Below are 13,183 nucleotides of genomic sequence, written 5' to 3' on the forward strand. Positions count from 1 at the left end.
GGAATGCCGTTGGACGCTAGTTCTGGCGGGACGCGATCCTGACGAGTTCTTCGATGTCCATGGCGTCGACCTCGGTCGCCGGGTCCTCGCCGTCGTGCGGGAGGCTCCCGCGGGTGCCGTCCTGGGCGGCCGCCTCGTCGGCGGTCTGCGCGGCGGCCAGTTGACGCAGTTGGTCGAGCAGGCCCACCTCGCGGAGGCGGCTCAGCGGGATGACGCTGATCAGCTCCTTGACGGAGGTCTCGTCCTCGCCGGGGCCCGCCGGGTGCCGGTGGCCGTTTCCCGCGGCGGCCGGCCGGTCCGGCAGGAGTTGCTCGCGCAGGTGTTCCGCGAGCTTGGCGGGGGTCGGGAAGTCGAAGACCAGCGTGGCGGGCAGGGCGAGCCCGGTGGCGGTCTTGAGGCGGTTGCGCAGCTCGACGGCGGTCAGCGAGTCGAAGCCGATCTCCTTGAGGGCGCGCTCCGCGCGGATGCCGGTGTCGGAGGTGTGTCCGAGGACCGCCGCGACCTCCGAGGTGACCAGTCGCAGGATCCGCTTGCGCTGCTGGGCGGGCGGGAGCGCGGCCAGGGTGGCGGCCAGCGGGGGCGGCTGCTCCGGGGTGGCCGGTGCCGTGCCGTCGTCGCGCGATCGCCGTGCCTCGGGCAGGTCGCCGAGGAAGGCGCTGGCGCGGCGCAGGGTGAAGGCGGGCAGGAAGAGCTGCCAGTCCATGGCCGCGACGGTGAGAGTGGCGCGGCGTTCGGCGACGGCCTGGGCGACAGCGGTGATCGCGAGGTCCGGGTCCATGGTCAGGACTCCGCTGCGGTCGAGCTGCCGGCGCTTGTCGTCGGCGAGCATGCCGCCGCTGCCCCAGGATCCCCAGGCGATGGAGGTGGCGGGCCGGCCCTGGGCGCGCCGCCGGTGGGCGAGCGCGTCGAGGTAGCTGTTGCCGGCCGCGTACGCCCCCTGTTCGCCGCTGCCCCACACCCCGGCGACGGAGGAGAACAGCACGAACGCCTCCAGGTGGGTGTCGTCGACCAGTTCGTCGAGGTGCCGGGCGCCGATCACCTTGGTGGCGAGGGCGCCCGCGAACTCGCCGGGGTCCGTCTCGGCGAGCGGGACGTAGTCGACGGCCCCCGCGGTGTGCACGACGCCGCGCAGCGGGCCGTGTGTCTCCGCCTCGCGGACCAGCCGGGCGACCGCCTCCCGGTCGGTCACGTCGCAGGCGGCGATCGTCACTCCCGCGCCCAACGCCTCCAGCTCGGCGGCGAGTTCGCCCGCGCCCGCGGCGTCCGGTCCGCTGCGACTGGCCAGCACCAGGTGGTCGGCGCCCGCGCCGGCCGCCCAGCGCGCCATGCGGGCGCCGAGCGAGCCGGTGCCGCCGGTGATCAGCACGGTCCCCGTCGGCCGCCAGGCGGTCGTGGCGGTGTCGTCGTACCGCCCGGCGCGGGTGAGGCGGCGGGCGAGGAGACCGGACGGCCGTACGGCGATCTGGTCCTCGCCGGTGGCGCCGGACAGGGCGAGCAGCAGCCGGTCGACGGCCTGGGGGGTCGGCGTCCGGGGCAGGTCGACCAGGCCGCCCCAGCGCCGCGGGTGCTCCAGGGCGGCGACGTAGCCGAGTCCCCAGACCAGCGCGCCGGCCGGGTCGGCCGGCCGGCCGTCGTCGGGCGAGACGGCGAGCCGGGTGGCGCACCACAGAGGTGCGTCGGCGTCGAGGTCGCCGAGGGCCTGGAGGAGGCTCAGGGTGGCGGCGGCTCCCCTGGTGATCCCCCGGTGCCCGGGGTCCTGGTCGGTGTCGAGAGAGAGCAGGGAGACGATGCCCGCGACCGGTGCGGCGGTGACCGTCGTCCGCAACTGGTCGGCGAGTGCCGCGCGGTCGGGCGAGGCGAGTGTCAGGGAGAGGTGGCGGACGTCGGCGCCGCGCCCGGCGAGACCGTCCACGACGGCCTCCGCCCAGGCGTCGTCCCGGCCCGCCTCGCCGCACACCACCCACGTCCCGCTCAGGTCGGCCTTGTCGGCGGACGGCACCGGCCGCCAGGTGGTGCGGTAGCGCCACCCGTCGAGCCTGCCCTGGTCCTGCCGTCGGCGGCGCCACGACGCGAGGACGGGCAGTACCGCCCCGAGCGGTTCCACGAGGCCGTCGTCCGCGATGGACGCGGCCAGCGTCTCCAGGTCGCCGTCCTCCACGGCCCGCCAGAAGTCGTCGTCGACCGGATCGCCTGCGGCCGGCGGGACGTCGTCGCCCGGCAGGGGGCGGGTGGTCAGCCAGTAGCGCTCGCGCTGGAAGGCGTACGTGGGCAGCGCGACCGGGTCCGCGGGCGTGTCTCCGAGCACCGCTCGCCAGTCGACGGCGGCGCCGCGGACGTGGAGTTCCGCCGCGGAGTGCAGCACGCGCCGCAGGCCGCCGTCGCCCCGGCGCAGGGTGCCGATGCCGGCCGCCTCGACACCCGCGTCCTCGGCGGTCTCCTGGAGGCCCATGGTGAGGACGGGGTGCGGGCTGCACTCGGCGAACAGGCGGAAGCCGTCGGCGAGGAGGGCGCGGACGGTGTCCTCGAAGAGGACCGTCCGGCGGAGGTTGGTGTACCAGTAGCGCGCGTCCATCGTCGCCGTGTCGATCAGGCCGCCGGTGACTGTGGAGTAGAGGGGGATCCGCGACGCGCGCGGCTCGATCGGCGCCAGCGCCTCGGCCAACTCGCCTTCGAGGGTCGCCACATGGGAGGAGTGGGAGGCGTAGTCCACCGGGATGCGGCGGACCCGTACGTCCTCGCCGGAGAGTTCGAACAGCATCGCCTCCAGGCTGTCCTCGTCGCCGGAGACCACGGTCGAGGCCGGGCCGTTGACCGCGGCCACGGAGAGCCCCTCGCCCCACTCGGCGAACCGGGCGCTCACCTCGGCCGCGGGCAGCGCGACCGAGGCCATGCCGCCGCGCCCGGACAGGGCGAGGATCGCCTGGCTGCGCAGGGCCACCACGCGCGCCGCGTCCTCCAGCGACAGCGCCCCCGCCACGCAGGCCGCGGCGATCTCGCCCTGCGAGTGGCCGACCACGGCCGCGGGCACGACGCCGAGGGACTCCCACACGGCGGCCAGGGACACCATCACCGCGAACAGCACCGGCTGCACCACATCCACCCGGTCCAGGCCCGGCGCCCCCTCGGCCTCCCGGACCACGTCCGTCAGGGACCAGCCGGTCAGCGGGTCCAGCGCCGCCGCGCACTGCGTGAAGCGGGCCGCGAAGACCGGCGAGGACTCCAGCAGTTCCACCGCCATCCCCGCCCACTGACCGCCCTGGCCGGGGAAGACGAAGACGGGCCGGCGCGACTCCGCGGTGTCCGCGGTGCCCAGGACGACGTCCGGGTAGGACTCGCCGCGGGCGACCGCGGTCATGCCGCTCACCAGTCGTGCGCGGTCGGCCCCGAACACCACGGCACGGCACTCGAAGGCCGTACGGGACTCCAGCAGCGCCCGTGCGACGGCGCGGGCGGGTGCGTGGCCGGCGGCCGCGACCAGCCGCGCCGCCTGGTCCCGCAGCCCGGCCTCGGTCCGCGCCGAGACCAGCCAGGGCACGAGGTCGCCGGGGTGCTCCTCGGCGTCCTGGGCGGCGGCCCGCGGGTCCGGCGTCTCGACGGTGCCCTGGGCCGGTGCCCCGCCACCGCTCCGGTCCGGCGCCTCGATGATGACGTGGGCGTTGGTGCCGCTGATCCCGAACGACGACACCGCCGCCCGGCGGGGCCCGCCGCCCTCGGGCTCCGGCCAGGGCCGCTCCTCGGTCAGCAGCCGTACCGTTCCGGACGACCAGTCGACCTGCGGGGTCGGCTCGTCGGCGTGCAGGGTCCTGGGCAGCACCGCGTCGCGCAGCGCCAGTACCGTCTTGATGATCCCGCCGACCCCGGCGGCGGCCTGCGTGTGCCCGATGTTCGACTTCAACGAGCCGAGCCACAAAGGCCGTACGGTGCTCCGCTCCCTGCCGTACGTGGCCAGCAGGGCCTGCGCCTCGATCGGATCGCCCAGCTTCGTGCCCGTACCGTGCGCCTCCACCAGGTCCACGTCCTCCGGGCGCAGTCCCGCGGCGGACAGCGCGCGGCGGATGACCCGCTGCTGGGAGGGGCCGTTCGGCGCGGTCAGGCCGTTGGAGGCGCCGTCCTGGTTGACCGCGCTGCCCCGCACCACGGCGAGGACCGGATGCCCGTTGCGCCGGGCGTCGGAGAGCCGCTCCACGAGCAGCAGGCCGACGCCCTCGCCCCAGCCGGTGCCGTCCGCGTCGGCGGAGAACGCCTTGCAGCGGCCGTCGGGCGACAGCCCGCGCTGCCGGCTGAACTCCACGAAGGTGCCGGGCGTCGACATCACGGTGGCGCCGCCGGCCAGCGCCATGTCGCACTCCCCCGCCCGCAGCGACTGCGCCGCGAGATGCAGGGCGACCAGCGACGACGAGCAGGCGGTGTCCACGGTCACCGCCGGGCCCTCCAGGCCCAGGGTGTAGGCGATGCGCCCGGACACGACGCTGCCCGTGTTGCCGGTGAGCAGCACGCCCTCAAGCTGCTCGGGCATCCGCTCCAGGGGCGGCGCGTAGTCGTGGTACATGATCCCGGTGAAGACGCCGACACTGGTGCCGCGCAGGGTGCCGGGGTCGATGCCGGCCGTCTCGACGGCCTCCCAGGAGGTTTCGAGGAGCAGCCGCTGCTGGGGGTCCATCGCCAGCGCCTCGCGGGGCGAGATCCCGAAGAACCCGGCGTCGAACTCGGCGGCGTCGTGCAGGAAGCCGCCCTGGCGGGTGTAGGTCGTGCCCTGCCGGTCGGGGTCGGGGTCGTAGAGCCGCTCGGTGTCCCAGCCCCGGTCGGTGGGGAAGGCGGAGATGCCGTCGGTGCCGGTGCGCACGAGCTGCCACAGCTGCTCGGGAGACGTGACCCCGCCGGGGTAGCGGCAGGCCATGCCGACGATCGCGACGGGCTCCTCGTCGTCCACGGGTCCGGCGGCCCGCGTCGTCTCGGCGGCCGGCGCCCCCAGCGCCTCGGCCTCCAGAAACGCGGCGAGGGCGGTGGGGGTCGGATAGTCGAAGAGGAGTGTCGCGGGCAGCCGCAGCCCGGTCGCCGCGTGGAGCCCGTTGCGCAGTTCCACCGCGGCCAGGGAGTCGAAGCCGATGTCCTTGAACGGCTTGGCCGGGTCGATGGCGTAGGACGAGGGGTGGCCGAGCACGAGCGCCGCCTGCTCGGCGATGAGCTGTGTCAGCAGCCGCTCGCGTTCCTCGGCCCCGAGTCCGGCGATACGGCCTCGCAGCGCACCGCCCGCGTCCGCGGGGCGCGCCGCCGCGCGCCGGGCCGGCGAGCGCACCAGGCCGCGCAGCAGCGCCGGTACGCCGTCCGAACCGGCGTGCGCCCGCACGGACGCGGTGTCGAGCCGCAGCGGCACGAGGAGGGCGTCGTCGTGGGCCAGTGCCAGGTCGAAGAGCGCGAGCCCCTCGTCCTCGGCGAGGCTCGCCACACCGGCGCGGGCCATGCGCGCGAGGTCGGCGGTGTCCAGGCGTTCCGCCATGCCCCCGCTCTGGTCCCACAGCCCGAAGGCGAGGGCGTGGGCGGGCAGGCCCAGCGCACGGCGGTGGGCGGCTAGCGTGTCGAGGAAGGTGTTGGCGGCCGCGTAGTTGGCCTGTCCGGCGGCCCCCACCAGTCCGGAGATGGAGGAGAACAGCACGAACGCGGAGAGGTCGAGGTCGCGTGTCAGCTCGTGCAGATGCCAGGCCGCGTCCAGCTTGGGCCGCAGGACGCGGTCGAGCCGCTCGGGGGTCAGGGCCCCGAGGACGCCGTCGTCCAGGAGGCCGGCGGTGTGGACGACGGCGGTGAGCGGCCGGTCGTCCGGGACGGCCGCGAGCAGCGCGGCGGCCTGCGCCCGGTCCGCCACGTCGCACGCCTCGATACGCACCCGGGCGCCGAGCGCGGTGAGTTCGTCCGCCAGTTCCCGGGCCCCTTCGGCCTCGGCACCGCGCCGGCTCGTGAGGAGCAGGGAGCGCACCCCGTGCCGGGTGACGAGGTGCCGGGCGAGCAGGGTGCCGATCCGGCCGAAGGCGCCGGTGAGGAGGACCGTGCCGGAGGGGTCGAAGCGGGGCTCGGCGGCGGTGCCGGCGGCGGGCACGCGCGCCAGCCTCGGCACGTATGCGGTGCCCGCGCGCAGCGCGAGCTGGGGTTCGCCGGTGGCGACCGCCGCGAGGACGGCGGCCGGGCCGGGCTGGGCGGTGTCGGTGTCGACGAGCACGAGGCGTCCGGGGTGCTCGGTCTGCGCGGTGCGCAGCAGGCCCCACAGCGGGGCGGCGGCGAGCCCGGCGGGATCGTCGACGGCCCAGGCGGCGGCCGGTACGGCACGCTGGGTGACCACGACGAGCCGGGCGCCCGCGAACCTCTCGTCCGCGAGCCAGTCCCGCGCGAGCTCCAGAGCCCGCGCCACCCACGAGTGCGCACGCTCGGGTACGGCGGTGCCGGCGTCGTCCGCCGCCGTGGCGACGTGCGCGGGGTGCGCGGGGTGCGTGACGTGGGCGACGACGGCGTCCGGGACGGCCCGGCCCGCGTCGATGGCTCGGCGGAGGGCCGCCAGGTCGTCGTAGTGGTCGAGCCCGCCGCCGGCCGGCCGCGGGCCGATGGACACGGCGGACAGGGCGGCGGTCGCGGGCAGCGGGTGCTCGACCCAGTCCACGCGGTACAGGTTCTCCTCGAACGCGGTCCGCGCGCCGCGCAGTCGTTCCGCCTCGACCTGCCGCCAGGTCAGCGCGTCGACGACGGCCACGGTCCGACCGGCGGCGTCGAAGACGGTGAGCGCCGTGATGTCGGCGCCGGCCCGGACGAGCCGGACCCGCAGGGTGGTGGCGCCCCACGCGTGCACCCGCACCCCGCTCCACGAGAACGGCAGCCGCCCGGTCATGTCCTCGCCCAGCAGCCCGCTGAGCCCGACGGCGTGCAGCGCGGCGTCCAGCAGGGCGGGGTGAACGGCGAACTCCTGGGCGCTTTCCGCGATGTCGCCGGCCAGTTCGACCTCGGCGAAGACCTCGTCACCGCGCCGCCACAGGGCGCGCAGCCCCTGGAAGGCCGGCCCGTAGGCGAACCCGTCCCCGGCGAGCCGCTCATAGGCCTCGACCGGGTCCAGTTCGACGGGCTCCGCGCCGGTGGGGGGCCACTGGGCCAGGCCGTCCGCGGTCTCCGCCCCGGCCGCGCCGAGCACACCGGTCGCATGCCGCTCCCACGGCGACTCGTCCCCGCCCACGGGCGTCTCGGCCCGCGAGTGGATCCCTATCTCACGTCGCCCGGTGTCATCGGCCACACCGACGGTCACCTGGAGCTGGAGGCCGTCCACCTCAGGGAGGATCAGCGGGGCCTGGAGGGTGAGTTCCTCGACGGTGGGGGTGCCGACCTGGTCGCCCGCCCACACGGCCAGCTCCAGGAAGGCGGTGCCGGGGAGTAGGACCGTGTCGAGCACGGTGTGGTCACCCAGCCAGGAATGGGTTCGCCGGGACAGACGGCCGGTGAGGACCAGGCCGTCACCGTCCGCGAGGTGCAGGACCGCGCCCAGCAGCGGGTGCGCGGCCGTGCCCAGACCGGCGGACGACACGTCACCGGCGGTGCGGGGGGCCGACTCCAGCCAGTAGCGCTCGCGTTGGAAGGCGTAGGTGGGGAGGTCGACCGGGCGGGCGCCCGAGTTCTCGTACAGGGCCTGCCAGTTGACGGGAGCGCCGGTGGTCCAGAGGGCGGCGAGGGCCTTGACGGCGGTCTGGGGCTCGTCGCGGTTGCGACGCAGGATCGGCGTGCAGCCGGGCACCAGGGCGGACAGGGCCGCGTCCGGGCCGACCTCGACGAACCGGACGACGCCCGCCTCGCGGGCGGCCTCGACGTCGTCGTGGAAGCGGACCGCGTCGCGGACGTGGCGCGCCCAGTACTCCGCGTCGGTCACATCCTTGAGGAGCGTCAACCGCGGCTCATGGAAGGTGACTTCCGCCAGGACCTGACGGAAGTCGTCCAGCATCGGCTCCATCAGCGGCGAGTGGAAGGCGTGACTGACAGACAGCCGCTTCACCTTCCGACCCTCGGCCTCGAAACGGGCCGCGACCGCCAGTACGGCCGCCTCCTCGCCGGAGATCACGACCGACTCGGGGCCGTTCACCGCCGCGATCGACACCTCGTCCGGCAGCAGCTCGGCCACCTCTGACTCGGTCGCCTGAAGCGCCACCATCACGCCGCCCGATGGCAGTTGGCTCATCAGCCGCCCCCGTGCGGTGACCACCCGTACCGCATCCTCCAGCGACCACACCCCCGCCACATGAGCGGCGGCGAGTTCACCGATCGAATGCCCCACCAGCGCATCCGGGCGCACACCCCACGACTCCAGCAGCCGGAACAGCGCCACCTCACACGCGAAGATCGCCGGCTGCGCCCACGCCGTGTCCTCCAACACCTCGGTGGGACCTTCGAACATCACCTCGCGCAACGACCCGTCAAAGGCCGCGCACACCTCGTCCAGGGCCTTCGCGAACACCGGATAGGCCGCGTACAACCCACGGCCCATCCCCACCCGTTGGGATCCCTGACCGGAGAACACGAACCCGGTGCCACCGGTGGCGGCGACCCCCGTCACCGGCTCACCGGCCCCGTCGACGACCACGGCACGGTGCTCGAAGGCCGACCGGGAGGTGATCAGCGACCACCCCACGTCGACGGGGTCCAGACCGGCGGCCCATTCCTCCAGCCGGCCCAACTGCTCCCGCAACGCCTCGGCCGACCGCCCCGACACCACCCACGGAACCACAGGCAACGCGCCACGAACGGCCGCCTCCGACTCCTCCGCCGGCGCTTCCTCCACGATCACGTGGGCGTTGGTCCCGCTGATCCCGAAGGAGGAGACCCCGGCCCGCCGCAGCCGCCCCTCCTCGGGCGCCCACTCCCGCGCCTCCCGCAACAGCTCCACCGCGCCGGACGCCCAGTCCACCCGCGCCGTCGGCTCGTCCGCATGCAAGGTCTTCGGCAGCGAGCCCCGCCGCAGTGCCATCACCATCTTGATCACACCGGCCACCCCGGCGGCGGCCTGCGTGTGACCGATGTTCGACTTCAACGATCCCAGCCACAGCGGCCGTTCGGCATCCCGGCCCTGCCCGTACGCCGCCAGCAGCGCCTGCGCCTCGATCGGATCCCCCAGCCGGGTCCCCGTACCGTGTGCCTCCACCGCGTCCACGTCGGCGGGCGACAACCCCGCGCTCGCCAACGCCGCCCGGATCACCCGCTGCTGCGAGGGCCCGTTCGGCGCCGTCAGACCATTGGACGCCCCGTCCTGGTTGACCGCGCTGCCCCGCACCACCGCCAGCACCCGGTGCCCCAGCCGCCGGGCGTCCGACAGCCGCTCCACGACCAGCACGCCCACGCCCTCGGCCCAACCGGTGCCGTCCGCGTCCGCCGAGAACGCCCGGCACCGCCCGTCCGCCGACAGTCCCCGCTGCCGGCTGAACTCCAGGAACATCCCGGGCGTCGCCATGACCGTCACGCCGCCCGCGAGGGCGAGGGAGCACTCCCCCGACCGCAGCGCCTGCACCGCCAGGTGCAGCGCGACCAGCGAGGACGAGCACGCCGTGTCGACCGTGACAGCCGGCCCCTCCAGGCCGAAGGTGTAGGCGATGCGGCCGGACATCACGCTGGGGGTGGTGCCGGTGAGGAGGTAGCCGGCGAAGCCGTCGGGGGCGTCCTGGGCGCGGGGGCCGTAGTCGTGTGTGGTCGCGCCGACGTAGACGCCGGTGCGGCTGCCGCGCAGTGTCCCCGCGTCGAGGCCCGCGCGCTCCAGCGCCTCCCAGGAGGTCTCCAGCAGCAGCCGCTGCTGGGGGTCCATCGCCAGCGCCTCGCGCGGGGAGATCCCGAAGAACGCGGCGTCGAACTCGGTCGCGTCGCGCAGGAAGCCGCCCTCGTGGGCGTAGCTGGTGCCCCAGTGCTCGGGGTCGGGGTCGTAGAGCCGCTCGACGTCCCAGCCGCGGTCGTCGGGGAACGCGGAGATGACGTCCGTGCCCTCGGCGACCGTCCGCCACAACGCTTCCGGCGAGTCGATCCCGCCCGGGTAGCGGCAGGCCATGCCGACGATCGCGACGGGCTCGTCCACGGCGACCGGGACGTCGGCGCCGACGCCGGTCCGGGAGTCGGGGGCGCCCGCCAGTTCGCCGAGGACGTGCTGGATCAGCCGCTCGGGCGTCGGGTGGTCGAAGACGACTCCGCCGGAGAAGGCCAGCCCGGTCGCTTCGTGCAGGGCCTCGGCGAGTTCGACGGACGTCATCGAGTCGAAGCCGAGTTCCCTGAAGGTCCGGCTCAGGTCGACCGAGCCGGCCTCGGGGCGGCCGAGGACGCCGGCGATCCGGTCGCGTACGAGGGTGCGCACCGCCACCGTACGGTCTTCGTCCGGCAGTTGGGCGAGCGGATGGCCGGCTGCGACCGGGTCGGGCGCGACGGTCTCGGCACGCCGCTCACCACGTCGACTTGCCGCGGGGCGCGCCGCATCGAGCCAGAACCGCTCCCGCTGGAAGGCGTAGGTGGGCAGATCGACCAGCGGACCGCTCGGCGCGGGCAGCCGCGCCGCGAGGTCCACCGGCACTCCGCGGGTGTGCAGTTGGGCGAGGGCCGTGGCGACGGTGAGGTTCTCGTCGCGCTCGCGCCGCATGGTGGGCACCGCGGTGGCACCGGGGATCGCGGCCGGCACCAGGGCCGACAGGACGGCGTCGGGGCCGATCTCCAGCAGGGTGCCGATCTCCCGGGCGGCGATGGTCCGCAGGGTGTCGTGGAAGCGGACGGGCTCGCGGACGTGGCGTACCCAGTAGGCGGGGTCGCGCAGTTCGTCGTCCGTGGCGATCCGGCCGGTGAGGTCGGAGACGACCGGGATCGTGGTGTCGTGGCAGACGGCCGTCTCCACGACCGTGCGGAAGGCGTCCAGCATCGGTTCCATGCGCGGGGAGTGGAAGGCGTGGCTGACGGCCAGCCGCTTGGTCTTGCGGCCCTGCCGGGCGAAGCTTTCGGCGACGGCGGTGACGGCGTCCTCGTCGCCGGAGATCACCATGGCGTCGGGACCGTTGACCGCGGCGAGGGCGACCCGCTCCGGGCCGACGCCCTGTACCGCCTCGGCGATCTCGGCCTCGGTGGCCTGGACGGCGGCCATGGCGCCGCCCGCGGGCAGCTCCTGCATCAACCGGCCCCGGGCGGCCACGATGCGGGCGGCGTCCTCCAGTGACCACAGTCCGGCGGCGTGGGCGGCGGCGAGTTCGCCGATGGAGTGTCCGGCGAGGATGTCGGGCCGCACCCCCCAGGATCGGACCAGGCGGTAGAGGGCGGTCTCGACGGCGAACAGGGCCGGCTGTGCCCAGGCGGTGCGGTCGAGCAGTTGGTCCGGGCCCTCCAGCAGCACGTCGCGCAGGCTGCCGTCGAGGAGCGGGTCGAACGCCTCGCAGACCTCGTCGAAGGCGCGGGCGAACTCGGGATGGTCCGCGAGGAGCCGGCGCCCCGTGCCGACGCGCTGGGCGCCCTGTCCGGTGAAGAGCAGGGCGAGGCCGGCGGCCGTGGCCTCGCCGCGTACCGCTCCGGGTGTGGTGGTGCCGGCGGCGAGCGCGGTGAGGGCGCGGGTGAGGGAGGGCAGGTCGCCGCCGACGGCGACCGCCCGGTGCGGGAAGCTCTCCCGGGTGAGCAGCAGGGAGCGGGCGATGCCGGCGGGTGCCGGGCAGTCGTCGCGGTCCGCGAGGTCGAGCAGGTTCTGTGCCTGGGCGCGCAGGGCCGGCGCGGAGGCGGCGGACAGCGGCCAGAACAGCAGGGGCCCGGAGGCGCCGGCCGCCCCGGAGGCCGCCCCGGAGGCCGTGCCGGTGGCCGCCCCTGACGCCGCGCCGGTTCGGGGGGCTTCCTGGAGGACGACGTGGGCGTTGGTTCCACCCATCCCGAAGGAGCTGACGCCCGCGATAAGCGGTCGGTCGGGGTGCGGCCAGGGCGAAAGACCCTGCTGGACGCGGAGGTTGAGACGGTCGAGGGGGATGTCCGGGTTCGGCGTCTCGTAGTTGAGGCTGGCCGGGATCATCCGGTGCTTGAGGCAGAGGACCGTCTTGAGGAGTCCGGTGATGCCCGCGGCGCCGCTGAGGTGGCCGAGGTTGGTCTTCACGGACCCGACGGTCAGCGCGTCGCCCGAGGGGCGGGCCGCGCCGAGGACCGCGCCGAGCGCGGCTGCCTCCACTGGGTCCCCGGCCCTGGTGCCGGTGCCGTGCAGTTCCACGTACTGCACCGCGTCGAGCGGCACGGCCGCCTGTCGGTAGGCCTGCCGCAGGACGGCGCTCTGGGCCTGCGGATCGGGAGTGGTCAGGCTGCGCCCGCCGCCGTCGTTGTTGGTGGCGCTGCCCCGGATGACGCAGTGGACGCGGTCTCCGTCCGCGACGGCCTGCCGGAGGTTCTTCAGTACGACCGCCGCGCCGCCCTCGCCCGGGACGTAGCCGTTGGCGCGGGCGTCGAAGGTGTAGCAGCGGCCGTCGGGGGAGAGTCCGCCCCAGCGGGCGGCGAGGAGGGCGCTGTCGCCGAGCAGGTGCAGGTTGACGCCGCCCGCGAGGGCGAGCCGGGACTCGCCCCGGCGCAGGCTCTCGCAGGCGAGATGGACCGCGACCAGGGAGGAGGACTGGGCGGAGTCGAGGGTCAGGCTGGGGCCGCGGAGCTTGAGGAAGTAGGAGAGCCGGTTGGCGACGAGGGCGCGCTGGGCGCCGGGCATGGCGTGGTGGGCGCCCGCTTCGAAGGCGGCGTCCTGGTGCAGGAGTCTGGCGTAGTCGTCCGCGTTGACTCCGACGAAGACCCCGACATCGAGGCCCCGCAGGGTGGAGGGGCGGATACGGGCGTCCTCCAGGGCCTCCCACCCGAGTTCCAGCATGAGGCGTTGCTGGGGATCCATGAATTCCGCTTCGCGGGGGGTGATGCCGAAGAAGCCGGCGTCGAAGTCGGCGATCCGGTCGAGGAAGGCTCCGCGCCGGAGTCCCGCGGTGTTCCCGAGGCCGGGGCGGTCCGCCCGGTCGTCGGCGCCCCAGCGGTCCCGGGGCGCGTCGGTGACCGCGTGCCGGCCCTCGCTGAGCAGGTCCCACAGTTGATCGGGTCCGTCGGCCTTCGGCAGGCGGCAGGAGATGCCGATGATCGCGACGGCGTCGTCGGGGACGTCGGCCGTCCGGAGTTTCCCGGCTGTGACGTGACCTGCTTCGCGCAT

1 protein-coding gene is annotated in these 13,183 nt (G+C 75.0%); it reads right to left on the reverse strand.

Annotation, left to right across the window (positions count from 1 at the left end; all coding sequences use genetic code 11):
* Positions 1-16: 16 nt before the first annotated feature.
* Positions 17-13,183, reverse strand: a complete 13,167-nt coding sequence (locus AB0927_RS03155; RefSeq protein WP_366665745.1) for a type I polyketide synthase — start codon at positions 13,181-13,183, stop codon at positions 17-19.

The organism is Streptomyces sp. NPDC048106, assembly GCF_040706415.1.
Taxonomy (GTDB): Bacteria; Actinomycetota; Actinomycetes; order Streptomycetales; family Streptomycetaceae; genus Streptomyces.